General features: G+C 67.0%; 14 protein-coding genes. 7 read left to right on the top strand and 7 right to left on the bottom strand.

The features are described from left to right. Positions 1 to 52: 52 nt before the first annotated feature. From E4P24_RS12390 to E4P24_RS12370, 5 genes are read right to left on the bottom strand one after another with little or no spacing between them, the layout of a single operon-like run. Positions 53 to 1384 carry an ABC transporter ATP-binding protein gene (locus E4P24_RS12390; RefSeq protein ID WP_188148535.1) on the bottom strand — a complete coding sequence of 444 codons (1332 nt, stop codon included), beginning with the start codon at positions 1382 to 1384 and terminating at the stop codon, positions 53 to 55. Beyond that, entirely contained in the window at positions 1377 to 2567 is a 1191-nt protein-coding gene (locus E4P24_RS12385; RefSeq protein ID WP_004062534.1) for an ABC transporter ATP-binding protein, read from the bottom strand. Before E4P24_RS12385 ends, E4P24_RS12390 begins: the two co-directional genes overlap by 8 nt. 1 nt (position 2568) lies before the next feature. Next, the gene (locus tag E4P24_RS12380; protein ID WP_004062535.1) at positions 2569 to 3633 is read right to left on the bottom strand and encodes an ABC transporter permease; all 1065 of its coding nucleotides are present in this window, start codon (positions 3631 to 3633) and stop codon (positions 2569 to 2571) included. Between the two features lie 6 nt (positions 3634 to 3639). Beyond that, complete coding sequence (locus E4P24_RS12375) at positions 3640 to 4638, bottom strand: ABC transporter permease (RefSeq protein ID WP_188148534.1); 999 nt, start codon at positions 4636 to 4638, stop codon at positions 3640 to 3642. A gap of 3 nt (positions 4639 to 4641) precedes the next feature. Continuing rightward, on the bottom strand, positions 4642 to 6225 hold the full coding sequence (locus E4P24_RS12370; protein WP_233506039.1) for an ABC transporter substrate-binding protein: 1584 nt from the start codon (positions 6223 to 6225) through the stop codon (positions 4642 to 4644). Between the two features lie 219 nt (positions 6226 to 6444). On the opposite strand from E4P24_RS12370, the gene E4P24_RS12365 reads away from it, so the two are divergent. Together E4P24_RS12365 and E4P24_RS12360 are read left to right on the top strand one after the other, a co-directional pair. Beyond that, entirely contained in the window at positions 6445 to 7083 is a 639-nt protein-coding gene (locus E4P24_RS12365) for a hypothetical protein (RefSeq protein ID WP_004062538.1), read from the top strand. Between the two features lie 177 nt (positions 7084 to 7260). Continuing rightward, the gene (locus E4P24_RS12360) at positions 7261 to 7950 is read left to right on the top strand and encodes a hypothetical protein (protein WP_188148533.1); all 690 of its coding nucleotides are present in this window, start codon (positions 7261 to 7263) and stop codon (positions 7948 to 7950) included. Positions 7951 to 8120: 170 nt separating this feature from the next. On the opposite strand, the gene E4P24_RS12355 is transcribed toward E4P24_RS12360, so the two are convergent. Further along, positions 8121 to 10379, bottom strand: a complete 2259-nt coding sequence (locus E4P24_RS12355) for an NADP-dependent malic enzyme (protein ID WP_115802940.1) — start codon at positions 10377 to 10379, stop codon at positions 8121 to 8123. A gap of 131 nt (positions 10380 to 10510) precedes the next feature. Further along, entirely contained in the window at positions 10511 to 11617 is a 1107-nt protein-coding gene (locus E4P24_RS12350; protein WP_188148532.1) for a Xaa-Pro peptidase family protein, read from the bottom strand. Positions 11618 to 11830: 213 nt separating this feature from the next. Here E4P24_RS12350 and E4P24_RS12345 point away from each other — a divergent pair, with 213 nt between their 5' ends. From E4P24_RS12345 to E4P24_RS12325, 5 genes are all read left to right on the top strand, one after another. Continuing rightward, positions 11831 to 12622 (top strand): COX15/CtaA family protein, encoded by a 792-nt coding sequence (locus E4P24_RS12345; RefSeq protein WP_188148678.1) that lies wholly within the window; start codon positions 11831 to 11833, stop codon positions 12620 to 12622. 278 nt (positions 12623 to 12900) lie between these two features. Further along, on the top strand, positions 12901 to 13812 hold the full coding sequence (locus E4P24_RS12340) for a basic amino acid ABC transporter substrate-binding protein (RefSeq protein WP_115802943.1): 912 nt from the start codon (positions 12901 to 12903) through the stop codon (positions 13810 to 13812). 43 nt (positions 13813 to 13855) lie between these two features. Then, positions 13856 to 14686: an amino acid ABC transporter permease gene (locus E4P24_RS12335; protein ID WP_004042323.1), complete on the top strand. Its 831-nt coding sequence runs from the start codon at positions 13856 to 13858 to the stop codon at positions 14684 to 14686. After that, positions 14683 to 15411 carry an amino acid ABC transporter ATP-binding protein gene (locus E4P24_RS12330; RefSeq protein WP_004042321.1) on the top strand — a complete coding sequence of 243 codons (729 nt, stop codon included), beginning with the start codon at positions 14683 to 14685 and terminating at the stop codon, positions 15409 to 15411. Before E4P24_RS12335 ends, E4P24_RS12330 begins: the two co-directional genes overlap by 4 nt. Before the next feature lie 70 nt (positions 15412 to 15481). Further along, positions 15482 to 15721, top strand: coding sequence for a hypothetical protein (locus E4P24_RS12325; RefSeq protein WP_163489470.1), 240 nt, complete (start codon positions 15482 to 15484; stop codon positions 15719 to 15721). Positions 15722 to 15730 lie beyond the last annotated feature (9 nt).

The raw sequence follows: 15730 nt of genomic DNA, 5'->3' as shown, positions 1-15730 counted from the left end.
CCGCGAGGGCGGCGTCGGCCGAGGCCAGCACTCGTCGCCCGCTGGACCCGAGTCAGTCGTCGGCCTCGGCGGCCGTGCCGGCGTTCGTCTCGACGACTATCACCTCGTCCGAACCCTCGTAGAGGTGGCAGGCCGCGGGATGCGGCACGTCACCGACGCCGGGGCGTCGCGTCTCACAGGGGCTCTCGAAGCGGTCCCGAAGCGTCTCGCTGGCGCGGTCGACCTCGCCCTCCGCGAGGTGGCCGAGCGCCGTGTCGACGACGCTCGCGACCTCGTCGTGGAGCTCGTCGTCGACGTGTCGCGCGCGCGCCTCCTCGATGAACGCCTCCGGGTCCTCCCGGTCGGGGTCGGCAGCGTCCCAGATATGGTCTTGGTTCACGTCACCGACCGCGAGAGCGTCCCGAAGGTCCATCACGGCGCGGTAACTCCCCTGTTCGATGGCGAGGTCGTCAGGGGGGATGACCTCCGGACACCGAGTCCGGAAGCGACAGCCGGACGGCGGGTTTCGCGGCGACGGCACGTCACCCGGCAGCGCCTCGACCCGTCGGCCGTGTTCGGCCGTGGAGGGTCGGGGAACGCTCTCCAACAGCGCCTTCGTGTAGGGGTGTTTCGGAGACTCGAACAGGTCGTCGGTCGGACCGAGTTCGACGATGTTGCCGAGGTACATCACGGCGACGCGGTCGCAGATGTGGCGGACGACCGAGAGGTCGTGGGCGATAAACAGATACGTCAGCCCGAACTCCTCCTGCAAATCGTCGAGCAGGTTCAACACCTGCGCCTGCACGGACACGTCGAGCGCCGACACCGGTTCGTCGAGGACGATGAACTCCGGTTCGAGCGCGAGCGCGCGAGCGATGCCGACGCGCTGGCGCTGGCCGCCGGAGAACTCGTGGGGGTAGCGGTCGAAGTGGTTCGCGGAGAGGCCGACCCGCTCTAACAGGTCCGTGACCCTGTCGCGCCGCCACTCGCGTTTGGACTCGCCGTCGGCGGACTCGGGAATCCCGTGAATCTTCAGCGGTTCGGCGACGATGTCGCCGACGGTCATCCGCGGATCGAGACTCGAAAACGGGTCCTGGAAGACGATTTGGGCGTCCCGGCGGAACGCCTTGAGTTCGTCGTCGTCCATCTCGAAGACGTTCTTTCCGTCGAACGTGACCGCGCCGCCGGTCGCCTCGCGGAGTCGGAGCAGCGTCTCTCCGGTCGTGGACTTCCCACAGCCGGATTCGCCGACGAGGCCGAGCGTCTCGCCGCGTTCGACCTCGAAGGAGATGCCGTCGACGGCCTTGACGCTCGTCGGGTCGCGCCCGAGGAGGCTGTCGACGAACGAGTCCTGTTCGAAGTAGTACTTCTGGAGGTCCCGAACCGCGAGGAGCGGCTCAGTCATCGGCGCTCACCTCCCCGGCCGCCTCGCCCCCGTCGACCGAATCGACGGCGTCGGCGGGGTCGTACTCCTGTTCGGCGAGGACGCACCGGACGCTGTGTCGGCCGTCCAGTTCGTACTCTGGGATGCGGGTCAGGCAGTCGGTCATGGCTTTGGGACACCGGTCGGCGAAGTAACACGCGTCGGGCATCTCCGAGTCGAGCAGGCTCGGCACGTTGCCCGAGATGGGTTCGAGGCGGCCCGAGGGGTCGTCCACGTCCGGAATCGACCCCAACAGTCCCTGCGTGTACGGGTGGACGGGGTCGTCGAAGATGTCGGCGAGCGGGCCGCGCTCGACGACCTCGCCGGCGTACATGACGCCGACGCGATCGCACATCCGGGCGATGACGCCCAAGTCGTGGGTTATCATCAGGATGCTCATCCCCTCCTGTTCCTGCAAGTCGCGCAGGAGGTTGAGAATCTGCGCCTGAATTGTCACGTCGAGCGCGGTGGTCGGCTCGTCGGCGATGAGTACGTCCGGTTCGCCGGCGAGCGCCTGCGCAATCATCGCGCGCTGGAGCATCCCGCCGGAGAACTGGTGGGGGTACTCCTCGGCGCGGTCCTCGGGGTCGGGGATGCCGACTTGGTCGAGCAGTTCGACCGCGCGGTCCATGCTCTCGTCGTCGACGTAGCTCTTCGAGGGGAGAAGCGAGTCCACGAGGAGCGAGCCGAGGCCGTAGCCCTGCGTCCGCGAGCGCGTGCTGCGCGGGTTCGACCGGGCGCGGCGCTGGACCTCGACCGCCTCGGCTATCTGCTCGCCGACGGTTATCGAGGGGTTGAAGCTGCTCATCGGGTCCTGAAACACCATGCTGAACGACGGGCCGCGGAGCGACCGGCGGACGCCCTCCGGGAGCCGTCGGATGTCCACGAGGTCGCCGTCGACGGCGTCCGGTTTCGACTCGCGGAACTCCTCGGCGAGGTCGGCGTTGCGGTACCATATCTCGCCTTGCGTCACGCGGCCGGGCGACTCGATGAGGTCGATGACCGACAGCGCGGTCACGGACTTGCCGGAGCCGGACTCGCCGACGATGCCGAATATCTCGCCGTCTTCGACGTCGAACGAGACGTGTTCGACCGCGTTGACCTGCCCCTCCTCGGTGAAAAACCGGGTGGAGAGGTCGCGGACGCTGAGAATCGTGTCGGCCATCTCAGACGCCCCCCTCCCCTTCGATGCCGGGGTCGAGCGCGTCTCTGAGCCAGTCGCCGACGAGGTTCAGCCCGATGACCGTCACGACGATGGCGAGGCCGGGCATCGTCGAAATCCACCACGCGGTGGACTGGTACTGCCGGCCGAGGGCGATGTCGAAGCCCCACGACACGTCGGCCCCGGAGAAGCCGAGGAACGACAGCGCCGATTCGAGCAGGATGATGGCGGCCACCTGAATCGTCGCCAACACGAGGATTGGCGTGATGGCGTTCGGGAGGACGTGTCTGAGCACCGTCCGCCCGTCGCTCGCGCCGAGCGCCTTCGCGGCCTTCACATACTCCTCCTCGCGGATGGAGAGCGCCTCGCCGCGGGCGACGCGGGCGAACCACACCCAGTTGACGAGCGCGACGACGACGATGACCGTCCCCGGGAGGACGACCGTCTCCGGCATGCCCGTCGGTAACCCGACCGCCGAGCGGAACGCCGGGGCGATTCCGGTGGCGACGAACGGGTCGGGGATTGGCGCTTGCGCCTGCCCCCAGACGCCGACGAGGGCGATTGCGAGGACGAGCGAGGGGAACGCGAGCATGATGTCCGCGCTCCGCATCAGCACGTCGTCAACGCGCCCGCGATAGAACCCCGCCGACAGCCCGACGAGGACGCCGATGAGCGCCGCGAGCGACGTGCCGAACAAGCCGACGAGGATGGACGTTCTCGCGCCGTAGATGATGCGCGAGAGGATGTCTCGCCCGTTGCCGTCGGTGCCGAGCGGGTGGGCGAGCGTCGCGTTCGTGTAGACGGTCTGCGTCTCGGTGACGACCTGCCCGTCTTCGATGACGACGCTCCCGTTTTCCATCTGCGTCACCTCTCTGGTCTCCGTCGTGCTGAAGCCGAGCGGCGGTTGCCGGGCGTTGTCGAGGTCCTGTTGAGACGGGCTATACGGCGAGATAAACGGGGCAAAGATGGCCATCGCCACCATGAGGACGACGACGACGATGCCGAGTTTCGCGAGGAGACTCCGTCTGAGTTCCCGGCGAAGGTTTCTGCGTGTGCGTTCCGATATCATAGAGCGTTAATCGTAGGCCACCTGCGGGTTGACGTAGGCGTACAGGGCGTCAACGAGGATGTTCACGAGGACGAACCCGACCGCGACGACGATGAGCGAGCCCTGTAAGACCGGCCAGTCGCGGGCGTTGATGCTGTTGATGATGAGCGACCCGAGTCCCGGCCACGCGAAGACGGCCTCCGTGATGACGGCCCCACCGATGAGGGTGCCGAGTTGGAGTCCGATGACGGTGATGACCGGGATGAGCGTGTTCCGAAGCGCGTGCTTGTAGCGGACCAGCGTCTCCGGGAGCCCCTTCGCCCGCGTCGCGCGGACGTAGGTCTGTCCGAGTTGGTCGAGCATTCCGCTGCGGGTGAGCCGCGTGATGAGCGCGGTGAAGTACGTCCCGAGCGTGATTGCGGGAAGCGTGATATGCCACAGCCACGTCCCGAAGCCGCGTATCGCCGCGCCCACGTCGCCGCCGGCGAGAAGCACCGCGATGCCGTCGAGGCCGATGGGGCGCTGACTGGTCGGGAACGCGTCCAACTGCACCGCGAGCACGAGGATGAGCATCACGCCCAGCCAGAAGTTCGGCGTGCTGATGCCGACCAGCGAGAACACGGTCGCGCCGTAGTCCGCCGGCTCGTGACGCCGCGTGGCAGAGAGGACGCCGAGCGGAATCGCGATGACGACGGCGACGACTGTCGCCGCGATGGCGAGTTCCAGCGTCGCCGGGAGTCTCGCCACGATGCGGGCCGAGACCGGCGTCCGGGTGACGAGCGACAGGCCGAGGTCACCGAACGGGATGCCCGAGATGAACTCCCAGTACTGCACGTACAGGGGCTCGTTCAGCCCGAGTTCGGCGATGACCTGCGCTCTGACCTCCGGGTCGACGTCGGGCGGCAACAGCACGTTCGCCGGGTCCCCCGGCGAGATGAACCGGAGGCCGAAGACGACCGTGATGACCCCCCAGATGACGAACAGCCCCTGGAGCGAGCGTTTGATGAGGAACCTCGACAGCGACATCGACTACTGCTGGCTCATCGCGTACGCGTCGATGCGCTCGTCGGAGCGGGCCTCCCACGCGATGGCGTCGTTGACGCCGTAGACGCTGTACTGCTGGTTCAGGAATATCCACGGGCACTGCTCGTGGGCCATCGCGTTCGCCTCTTGGAGCGTCGCTTCGCGCTCCTCGCCGGACTGGTTGCCGGCCTGTTCGAGCAGCGCGTCGAACTCCTCGTTTTGCCACGTCGTGAGCGTCCCGTCGGAGGAGAGAAGCGCCTCCATGACGAGGCCGCCGTCGAACGTCGCCTCGCCCCAGCCGATGAGGAACCACGGCGGGCGGGCCTCGATACTGCCCGCGAGCAGTTCGTCGACGAGCGACCCGAAGTCGCGCTGGCGGACCGTCGCCGTGACGTTCGGGAGTTCGTCGATGTAGCCCGCGACCGCCTGCGCGACTTCGAGGTCCTTCAGGTAGCGACCGACCGGCGTGTGAAGCTCGATTTCCGCGCCGGCGTAGCCGGAGTCTTCGACCAACTGCTCGGCTTGGTCCGGGTCGTACGGGTAGGGGTCGAGGTCGGGGTTGTGCCCGACGAACTCGGGGAGGGTTGGCTGGCCCGTCTGCGTGCCGAAGCCCTCAAGCACGTTCTGGACGATACTTTCGAGGTCGATTGCGTAGTTCATCGCCTGCCGGAACTCCATCGAGTCGAACGGTTCGACGTCGTAGCGCATCCCGTTGTAGATGATGCGGGTCGACGGGGACGCGGCGACGCGGGCGTTGTCGGAGTTAGTGACGCGCTGGACCTCCTGCGGCGGGACGTTGACGATGAGGTCCGTCTCGCCCTGCAAGAGTTGGTTGACGCGCGTGCTGGCCTCGGACGCGGCGCGGAAGGTGAGCGTGTCGACCGCCGCGGGCTCCCGCCAGTAGTCCTCGTACGCCGTGAGGACGACCTCCTCGTCTTCGGTGTACGAGTCGAGTTGGAACGGCCCCGTACCGTTCATGTGCTGACTGATGTACGCCTTGTCGTTCTCCTCGACCCACGACCGCTGCATCACGTCGAGGTAGGTCGCGAACTCGGAGAACACGATGGGGTTGAGAGACGCGTTGTTGACCCTGACGGCGTTCTCGCCCTCGATGACCTCCGCGCCGGAGACGCCGGCGAGTTGGTCGCTCTGCGGGCTGGCGAAGCCGACCTCCTCGTCGACGACGCGGTTGATGCTGTACGCGACGTCCTCGGGGGTGAGTTCGTCGCCGTTGTGGAACGTGACGCCCTCGCGGAGGTCGAAGCGGACCGCGTTCTCCCCGTCGATGCGCTCGTAGTTCGTCGCGAGCGCGGTCTGAATCGACCCCGCCGCGTCGCGGGTCAACACGCCCTCGTACGCGTGGAGGACGACGATATCCGTCGACGTCTCGCGGTGGTCCTGGGGGTCGAGGCCGGAGGGCATCTGACCCTGCGTGATAGTCACGTCGAACGAACCGCTGTCCTCGGTCGTCGTCGTCTCGGCGGTCTCCGTCTCGTCTCCGCCGGTCGTCGTCTCCGCGGTCTCCGACTCCTCCCCGCCGTTACCGGTACAGCCCGCGAGCGCCGCTGCCGCCGCCGCGCTGCCTGCCAACTTAATGTATGAACGTCGACTAGTATGCGAAGTGTTGTCAGCCATCGAAGGCACATTGAGTTGACCGTTCTTATATCCATTGCCTGTGCCCCGGCTTCGTATAGCGTTCTGAGAATATATTACAGATAGTTATCCCACTGAGGCATCGACTTCTGACACGGGCGCATCGCACCTCAGATACGGGGTACGTTTATTACGCCCCATCTCCGAAACGTTCGTATGGCCGTGACCGGCCGTCCCACACTTCGGGACTTGTTCGACGAGTCGCCGACGCCTCACATCGCACACCCGCCGCGCACGCATCAACGGCACTTCTACGTCGCGACGGACGGGTCGTATCGCCCGAACGGCGGTGGACTCGGTGCGGTGATAGAGACCCGCGACGGCGAGCGAGTCGCCCGTATCGCACTCCCTGACGTGCCGCCGGACAACAACGTCTCGGAGTATCGCGCACTTCACCTCGGACTGGACGTGCTCGCCCATCGCGCGCCCCCCGGCGCTCGGGTCGGCGTCCTCGTCGACCACGACGACCTCGCCGCGAACGTCAACAACGCCGTCCTCGCCGGCGACCACCCCGACTGGAAGTCACCGAAGCGAATCGTCGTCCCCGCCGGCAGCGAACACCACTGGCGGGGGATTCAGGCCCGTATCGCCGGCTTCGGAGAGCTTCGCGCCGCGCGAATCGACAGCCGAGAGAACCCCGCGCACCCGCTGGCGAACGCGCCGAACGAGTACGAACACGTCAACCGGCGGGCAGACCGCTGCGTGCTCCCCGACCCCCCGGAGTTCGAAGCCGACTCCGGCACCGACGTGAGCTACCTCCCGCCCTCGCGGTTCGAAGGGCGCGCGAGCGACTGAACGCAGGCCGTCGTCGACGACCCCACGTTCGCCCCGTCCATCGAGTGGGCCGCCGAGCGCGAGCAGTCCCACCGGGGCGGCGCCGTTCCGGGCCGCTACCGTCGGGCTACCGTCCCCTCTCCGGCCGGTCACTCCTCCATCAAAAAGTTGACAACACGGAGCGACGACGCCGGACGTATGGACCCCGCGGAGACCGTCGGCGCGTTCGACCCTCGGAGACGCGGGCTCTCGCCGCTCGGTGCGACCGCGCGCCGCCACGCGCGCCGACTGGTCATCACCGCCCTCTTGACGACCGTCGTCGTCGTCGTCGCCGTCCGCGACCCGGGGCTCCTCTCACCGACCGCCGGTGTTTCGACAACTGTCGTCGGCGTCGGCGGCCCGACCTTCCTCGTCCGGCTCGAACTGGGCGCGCTCGCCGGCGCTCTCGCCGCCGGCGTCTCGCTCGTCGCCCTCGTCGACCGCGACCCGGCGGTCGACCTCCGCGCCGCCTCGGGGTGGCTCGCGCTCGCCGCCGCGGGCTTCCTCGTCGGAACCGTCGCCGCGCGGCAGCTCGCGCCGGGCCTCGTCGACGTACTGGTCGAGTGGGGCCGCGTAGCCGCCGATTCCCGACAGTCGACGCTCGAACTCGAACTGTTCTTCCCGGTCGCGGTCGGCGGCGGCGCGGCCGTCGCCCCGCTTCTGCTCGGATTACGCCGCGCCGGCGCGCTCTCGCGGCGACTCGCCGGGCGGACGAGAGGGCTGTCGCTCCTCTGTCTCGTCGCCTTCGCCGCGTGCTTCTCGCCGCCGGATTCGACGACGTTCGCGCTCTACGCGGCCCCGCCGGCGGTCGGGCTGGGCGTCGCCGTCGCGTGGGCCGAGTTCGGGTGAGCATTTCGCTGAAAAAAGCAGAACCGGAGTCGTCAGCTACTCTTCTTCCTGCGCGTCCACGACTGCCGTCATCGCCAGGTCGCACGACCACCTTTTTTCGGTTCGGGTTCGCTCCGCTCACCCTCTCCGCAAAAAGCTGGACCAAAAAGGCCCTCGCTCCGCTCGGGAACTTACTCCTCTTCCTGCGCGTCCACGACCGCCGTCGCCGCCAAGTTCACGATGTCTTTGACCTCGTCGCCGCGCTGGAGGACGTGGACGGGTTTGTCCATGCCGACGAGCATCGGGCCGATGGCCTCCGCGCCGCCGAGGCGCTGGAGCAGTTTGTAGCCGATGTTGCCCGCTTCGAGGTTCGGGAACACGAGGACGTTCGCGGGGCCGTCGAGCTCAGCGAAGTCGTAGGTTCCTTCGAGGATGTCCTCGACGAGGGCGGTGTCGGCCTGCATCTCGCCGTCGACCGGGAAGTCGACCTCGGGGTCGTCCTGCAGGAGCGCCGCGGCGTCGCGGGGCTTGCGCGTCCCCTCGTTCGTGACGCTGCCGAAGTTGGAGTACGAGAGGAGCGCCGCGCGGGGTTCGACGTTGAACTGACGGGCGAGGTCCGCGGTGTGCTTCGTAATCTCCGCGAGAACCTCCTCGTCGGGGTCGAGGTTGACCGTCGTGTCGGCGCAGAAGACGACGCGGTTCTTGAACGTCATCATGTAGACGCCGGCGGCGTAGTCGGCGTCGTCGGCCGTGCCGATAATCTGGAGCGGCGGGCGCAGCGCCGACGGGTAGTGGTGCGTGAGACCCGTCAGCATCGCGTCCGCGTCACCGACTTCGACCATCACGCTGGCGAAGTAGTTCGAGTCGCGGCGGACGAGCTCCTCGGCCTCGGAGTTCGTGACGCCCTTCCGCTGTCGAAGCTCGTAGAGACGGTCGACGTAGTGGTCCCACTCGCCGTCGCGGGGGTTGGCGATAGTCGGGTCGAAGTCGAGACCCAGCTCTTCGGCCTTGCGCAGAATCGTCGTCGTCTCTCCGACGAGGATGGGTTCGGCGATGCCCTCCTCCTGCATCTGGTAGGCGGCGCGAATCATCTTCTCGTCTTCGCCCTCCGCGAGGGCGACCCGCTTTGGGTTCGACTTCGCCTTGTTGAGGACGACGCGCATCATCTCGCGGGACTTCCCGAGGCGGGCTTCGAGGCGCTCGCGGTACGCGTTCATGTCGAGGCGCTCGCGGGCCGCGCCGGAGGTCATCGCCGCCTGCGCGACCGCGGGGGCGACTTCGAACAGCACGCGGGGGTCCAGCGGCTTGGGGATGACGTAGTCGGCACCGAACTGGAGCGGGTGGTCGCCGTAGGCCTTGACGACCGCGTCGGGCACGTCCTGGCGGGCGAGTTCGGCGAGCGCCTCGGCGGCGGCGCGCTTCATCGCCTCGTTAATCTCGGTCGCGCGCACGTCGAGCGCGCCGCGGAAGATGAAGGGGAACCCGAGAACGTTGTTCACCTGATTCGGGTAGTCGGAGCGCCCGGTGGCCATGATAACCGTGTCGTCGCGGGCCTCCTTCGCGTCCTCGTAGGTGATTTCGGGGTCCGGGTTCGCCATGGCGAAGATGACCGGGTTGTCGGCCATCGACCGCACCATCTCCTGACTGACGATGCCGCCGACCGAGAGCCCCGCGAGCACGTCCGCACCCTCCATCGCGTCCGACAGCGAGCCCTCGTCGACCGGCTTGGCGAACTCGGCTTTGTACTTGTTCACGTCGCCGTCCTCGACGCGCGACTCGGTGATGATGCCCGAGGAGTCGCACATCGTGATGTTCTCCTTTTTCGCGCCGAGGGAGACGTAGAACCGCGCCGTCGCGAGCGCGGACGCGCCCGCCCCCGAAAAGACGATGTCGAGTTCGTCGAGGTCCTTGTCCACGATGTCGGCGGCGTTCAAAAGCGCCGCCCCGGAGATGATGGCCGTGCCGTGTTGGTCGTCGTGGAACACGGGGATATCCATCTGTTCCCGGAGCTGTCGTTCGATTTCGAAACACTCCGGGGCCTTGATGTCCTCTAAGTTGATGCCGCCGAACGTCGGCTCCATCGCCTTCGTCGCCGCCACGAAGTCGTCCACGTCGGCGATGTCGAGTTCGACGTCGAACACGTCGATGTCGGCGAAGCGCTTGAACAGCACGCCCTTACCCTCCATCACCGGTTTCGACGCCTGCGCCCCGATGTCCCCCAGCCCGAGGACGGCGGAGCCGTTGGAGACGACGCCGACGAGGTTGCCCTTCGCGGTGTACTCGTAGGCGGCGTCTTCGTCCTCCGCGATGTCGAGACACGGCGCGGCCACGCCCGGCGAGTACGCCAGACTCAGGTCGCGCTGTGTGTTCGTCGGCTTCGTCGTCGCTATCTCGATTTTTCCGGGCGGGTCCTGTCTGTGATATTCCCGTGAGTCGTCGTCCAGTCCCATGACCCACACGTCCTCACGCAGGGGGCAAAAAGCTATTCAACAACGTCGAATTTTGACTTCGACAATAGTCGAATCTCCGGCGGACGGCGGCGAGGTCGCGGCGACGAATCGACGCCGCTCCGCTCGAAAAATTACTCCGGTTCGATGTGAAGAATTTCCGGCCGTTCGAGTTCGACCGTCTCGTCGGCGTCGGTCACGGTCCGTGTCGGCCAGCGGCCGGTCATGGTCAGCGGCTCGACGCCCTCGTCAGTGACGAGCGCGGTTCCCTCGCTCTTTGCGCCCTGAATGGTCGGGTTGTAGGCGTAGCCCATCGGCGCGTGGACCTCGTCGTCGGCGTCGGGCGTGGCGAACCACTCGCGGCCGGCGAACCCGGCCGCGCCGCCTTGATGGTGGTTCAGCCACTCCTCGGACTCGCCAACCGAGTCGTAGGCGTCGCGGATGGCGTCGAACACGTCGCCCGCGGTGCCGCCCTCCACGGCGGCCTTTCGGGTCGCCGCCAGCGCCTCCGTCTCGACCTGCATCGCCCCCTCGTGGCGGGTTTCGAGCCACTCGGGCGCGTCGAACGCGACGGTCCGCGTGCAACTCGCGTAGAGGCCGCCGCGCTGGGCCGTCACCGAGACGAGCGCGTAGTCACCGAGTTCCTCCTGTTTGGGCGTGTAGTGGCGGTAGTTCTGGGCGCGTCGTCCGCCCCCGACGAGCACGACCGGCGCTTCGATGCCCATCGCGCTGAGCGTGACCTTCAGACCGGAGGCGACCTCGTGTTCGGTGTCGCCCGGCGCGAGTTCGCGGCAGACCCGCTCGACCGCGCTCGCCGCGTCGCGGCCGAGTTCGCGGTAGGCCTCGATGTCGGCGTCCGAAAGCGGCTGGCGGACGGCCGCGGCGTCGACGTCCTCGAAGCCGGGCACGTCGAAGTCGGCGGCGGCGGGGGTCGGTGAGACCGACTCGACGCCGGACGCCAGCGAGCCCTCGTACCACTGGAAGCGGTGGACGCGGACGTCCTCGTGGGGCAGTTCCTCGTGGAGCAGGCGGGTCGCTTCGATGTTGTCCGTCACGACGTGGAACTCTTCGCCATCGTAGCCGGCGGCGGCGACGCCCAACGGCGAGTCGCGGTCGACGACGTTGTCGCCGCCGAGGAGCCACGCGAAGGAGTTCGGTCGGGCGAACCAGACCGCTTCGAGGTCACGGTCTGCGAGATACGCGTCGAGTCGGTCCGCTCGGGAGTCGAGTCGCTCGTCCATGTTCGCGCGTCCAACCGAACCGACTTGAATGGGACGGCTCGGACAAGTGGGACGAACCCCCTCAGAGCCGTTCGGAGCCGACCGGTGCCGGCCGCGGGACTGCGTTCCGGGATGACATCTTCGAGGACCATACCGACGAAATATAAGTTCGCTCGGTCCCGACCCACGCGTATGACACCTCGGCTTCGCCGCCTCCTCGCGGGGGCCGCCGCGATGACCGGCGTCCTGATGGTCCTCGGCGTGTACACCGCCGCCGCGGGCGCGGGTCTCACCTGCGCCGGGCGCTGGCCGTTCTGCGACGGCTTCCTCGGCCTGTTCCCGGCCAACTGGGGCAGCTTCCTCGAATGGTTCCACCGCCTCGTCGCCATGCTCACCGGCTTTCTCATCCTCGGGACGACCGTGCAGGCGTGGCGCGAAGGCGTCGCAAAAGGGGTCCGCTACGCGCTCGTCGTCGCCACGGTCATCCTCCCGTTCCAAATCGTCCTCGGGGCGCTCACCGTCACCGAGTACGAGTGGGTCATCCTCACCGCCCACTACGTGGTCGCGACCTCCATCTTCACCGCCGTCGTCGCCGCCGCCGCGTGGGGACTCGTCGACCGCGGCGTCCCCCGCATCGCCGACGCGGTCAGGCTCGCGCTCGTCGGCGCGCCCGTCATGCTCGTCCTCGCGCCCCACGCGTTCGTCTCCTTCGGCCCGACGACGCAGGCCGTCTACTACGTCGTCGGCCTCGCCACCTACGCCGCGCTCCTCGCCGTCACGCTCTGGGCGAACGCCGCCCACGGCCCGCGGGCGGACGCCTACGGCCGGCTCAGGTTCGTCACCGCGCCCGCGAGCGTCGTGGTCGTCGCGCTCCTCATCGCCGGCCGGCAGGTGTACGGCCCGGTGCTCGAACTCGCCCACCTCGGCGGAACCGTCCTCGCGCTCGTCCTCGTCGTCGGCGCGGCGGTCCTCGTCCGCGGCGGCCTCCCCGTGCCGCAGGCTGGCGAGCTGAACGACGCCGACTGACGACGGGCATCGGCGCGGCTCACTGCTCCTCGCAGTCACTCTTTGGGCAGCTCGGTTGGTTCCGTCGGCAACGATTCCGCCGTCTACCCCAGCAGAGACAACATCTCACGTGATAGTTGTAGATTAATCCGAGAAGACGATAGTGTGGTGAAGATGTTTCAGTTAGACATATATCTCACCCATCCACACAATTTCCGGATATTTTTCGTCAATATCGACACGAATTGAGGAGCGGACCGAAGAAGTGTTATATGGTGCTGTGCTACCTGAGGGCTGTTATGGAACGTCGCACCTTTCTGAAGGGCTCCGCCGGAGCCGCGGCCGCGTTCACGCTGGCCGGCTGTCTCGGCGGCGGCGAAGGCGAGAGCGAATCGACCGAGACGACCTCGACGACCGAGGCCGAAACCACCGACTCGACCGACTCGACCGAAACTACCGAATCCGGCGAGGCGAGCGAGCTGCCCGAGACGATTACTATCGGTTCGGACATTCCGTACCGTCCGTTCGAGTACGAGACGACCGAAGGCGACCTCACCGGGTTCGACGTCGACATCGCAGAGGCCGTCTTCGATGGTCAACTCGGCATCGACTACGAGTTCAAGCCGACGAGCTTCGACTCCATCATCCCCTCGCTGAACAACAACAACTTCCGCATCATCATGTCCGCGATGACCATCAACGACCAACGCGCGCAGGAGGTCGACTTCTCGGACCCCTACTTCACCGCGTACCAGACGGTCATCGTCCGGCAGGACAGCGACATCCAGTCCAGAGAGGACCTCCGCGGGACGACCGTCGGCGTCCAGAAGGGCACCACCGGCGCCGACGCCGCCCTGGAGTTACAGGAGGAGTTCGACGGCGAACTGGAACTCAACCAGTACGACCAGGTCACCGGCGCGTTCCAGGCCCTCGTCAACGGGCAGGTCGTCGCCGTCATCAACGACAACACCGTCAACGCGGAGTTCGTCAACAACCAAGGCGAAGGGGAGGTCCGCTTCCTTCAGGGCGAGGGCGCGGCCGCCGAGTCCGGCGAGAACGCCCCCGATTACCTCACGCTCACCGTCGAGAACTACGGCATCGCGTTCCGTCAGGACGACGACGAGTTCCGCCAGCGGGTGAACGAGGCGCTCGCCGCTATCAAGGAGAACGGGACGTACGACGAGATATACGCCGAGTACTTCGAGGGCTGAACGCGGCCCCCTTTTTTATCGACTGACAGAGACACTCGAACTCATGGCAGACACATACTCAGGGGCGACCGCCGAGGACGGTGACCACGGGAGCGGCGGGTTCATCGACGACACGAGCCTGAAGTGGCTCGGCGTGGGGCTGTCGAGTCTGTTCGCGCTCGCCGTCTTGGCGCTCGTCGCTTACATCGTCGCCACGCAGGTCGACTTCGCGCTGATGCGGACCATCCTTCCGCAGTTCGTTGATGCGTACCTCTTGGTGCTCCAAATCGTCGTCATCGGCGGTATCCTCTCGGTGACCGCCGGCGTGTTCGTCGGCCTCGCGCGCGTCTCGAAGACGGCGATAACGAACGGCATCGCGACGGCGTACGTCCAGTTCTTCCGCGGGACGCCGCTTCTGTTCCAGATATTCGTCATCTACTTCGGCATCCCGACGCTGTGGCCGGGGACGTTCCCGGTACAGAACTGGGGGTTCCCGACGGCCATCATCGCGCTGACGCTGAACCACGCCGCCTACGTCGGCGAGGCGGTCCGCGGCGGTATCGGGGCCGTCCCCGACGGGCAGATGGAGGCGGCCCGGTCGCTCGGCATGGGCTACATCCAGGGGATGCGCGAGGTGGTCGTCCCGCAGGCGTGGCGCAACGCCCTCGCGGCCATCGGTAACGACCAGGTCATCCTCGTGAAGGACACCTCACTGCTCACCATCATCGCCATCCCCGAACTGATGCAGGCGTTCCGGAGCGTCAACAGCGCGACGTTCGACCCGTGGACGCCGCTCGTCCTCGTCGCCATCGCGTACCTCTCGATAACGCTGCCGCTGATGCGACTCGTGACCTACTTGGAGGAGCGCTCGGATTGGGGAGGTGACCGCCGATGAGTCTGCTCGAATTCGACGAGGTGAACAAGTACTTCGGCGACACGCACGTCCTGAAAGACGTCGACCTGAACGTCGAAGAGGGCGAAGTGTGCGTCGTCATCGGCCCCTCGGGGTCCGGAAAGTCGACGCTGCTTCGCTGTGCGAACCGCCTCGAAGAGATTCAGGGCGGCGAGATTCGCCTCGAAGGCCAGTCCATCTCCGCGGCCGACGCTGACATCAACCGCCTGCGCCAGCGCATCGGCATGGTGTTCCAGAGCTTCAACCTCTTTCCCCACAAGACGGCGCGGGAGAACGTGACGCTCGCACCCACGAAGGTGAAAGGGCTCAAGAAAGGAGACGCCGAGCGCCGCGCCGACGAACTGCTCGACCGCGTCGGCCTCGGCGCGCAGTCGAACTCCTACCCGAACCAACTGTCCGGCGGCCAGCAACAGCGCGTCGCCATCGCCCGCGCGCTCGCCATGGACCCCCACGTGATGCTGTTCGACGAGGTCACGAGCGCGCTCGACCCCGAACTCGTCGGGGAGGTGCTCGACGTGATGCACGACCTCGCCGACGAGGGCATGACGATGCTCGTCGTCACCCACGAGATGGGCTTCGCCCGCGAGGTGGGCGACCGCATCGTCCTCATGGCCGACGGCGAAGTCGTCGAGGACTCGCCGCCCGAGGTGTTCTTCGAGAACCCGAAGACCGACCGCGGCAAGCAGTTCCTCTCGAAACTGCTCTGAGCCGAGGTAGCCGGGCACACACCCGGAATCTTCCAACAAGCTTATCCCCCGAAACGCCGCTTCCTGCGGCATGAACTGCGCTCCCCGCGAATTCAGTCACGAACCGCCCGATTGCGAACACACCAAGGCCGTTCTCTTCTGTCAGACCTGCGGTCGCGCCGCCGATATCGACGAGTGGCCCGAACGGACGCGCGACGGCCGGACGGTCCGACTCGACTGCCCGGACTGCGGCGAGGTCGTCTGGCGCGGGCTGGACGACGGCGCGGCAGACGACCCCGAACAGGACCGAGTTCCGACGCCGACGCCCTGAACAGGGCCC

This window comes from Haloferax sp. AS1 (assembly GCF_014530665.1).
GTDB classification, from domain to species: domain Archaea; phylum Halobacteriota; class Halobacteria; order Halobacteriales; family Haloferacaceae; genus Haloferax; species Haloferax volcanii.
This window is presented reverse-complemented; position numbering and strand designations above follow the sequence as displayed.

What these genes read in the sequence shown, in the direction of transcription:
- E4P24_RS12390 (WP_188148535.1), bottom strand. Translation starts at nt 1,384, where the DNA reads ATGACTGAGCCGCTCCTCGCGGTTCGGGACCTCCAGAAGTACTACTTC.
- E4P24_RS12385 (WP_004062534.1), bottom strand. Translation starts at nt 2,567, where the DNA reads ATGGCCGACACGATTCTCAGCGTCCGCGACCTCTCCACCCGGTTTTTC.
- E4P24_RS12380 (WP_004062535.1), bottom strand. Translation starts at nt 3,633, where the DNA reads ATGATATCGGAACGCACACGCAGAAACCTTCGCCGGGAACTCAGACGG.
- E4P24_RS12375 (WP_188148534.1), bottom strand. Translation starts at nt 4,638, where the DNA reads ATGTCGCTGTCGAGGTTCCTCATCAAACGCTCGCTCCAGGGGCTGTTC.
- E4P24_RS12365 (WP_004062538.1), top strand. Translation starts at nt 6,445, where the DNA reads ATGGCCGTGACCGGCCGTCCCACACTTCGGGACTTGTTCGACGAGTCG.
- E4P24_RS12360 (WP_188148533.1), top strand. Translation starts at nt 7,261, where the DNA reads ATGGACCCCGCGGAGACCGTCGGCGCGTTCGACCCTCGGAGACGCGGG.
- E4P24_RS12355 (WP_115802940.1), bottom strand. Translation starts at nt 10,379, where the DNA reads ATGGGACTGGACGACGACTCACGGGAATATCACAGACAGGACCCGCCC.
- E4P24_RS12350 (WP_188148532.1), bottom strand. Translation starts at nt 11,617, where the DNA reads ATGGACGAGCGACTCGACTCCCGAGCGGACCGACTCGACGCGTATCTC.
- E4P24_RS12345 (WP_188148678.1), top strand. Translation starts at nt 11,831, where the DNA reads ATGACCGGCGTCCTGATGGTCCTCGGCGTGTACACCGCCGCCGCGGGC.
- E4P24_RS12340 (WP_115802943.1), top strand. Translation starts at nt 12,901, where the DNA reads ATGGAACGTCGCACCTTTCTGAAGGGCTCCGCCGGAGCCGCGGCCGCG.
- E4P24_RS12335 (WP_004042323.1), top strand. Translation starts at nt 13,856, where the DNA reads ATGGCAGACACATACTCAGGGGCGACCGCCGAGGACGGTGACCACGGG.
- E4P24_RS12330 (WP_004042321.1), top strand. Translation starts at nt 14,683, where the DNA reads ATGAGTCTGCTCGAATTCGACGAGGTGAACAAGTACTTCGGCGACACG.
- E4P24_RS12325 (WP_163489470.1), top strand. Translation starts at nt 15,482, where the DNA reads ATGAACTGCGCTCCCCGCGAATTCAGTCACGAACCGCCCGATTGCGAA.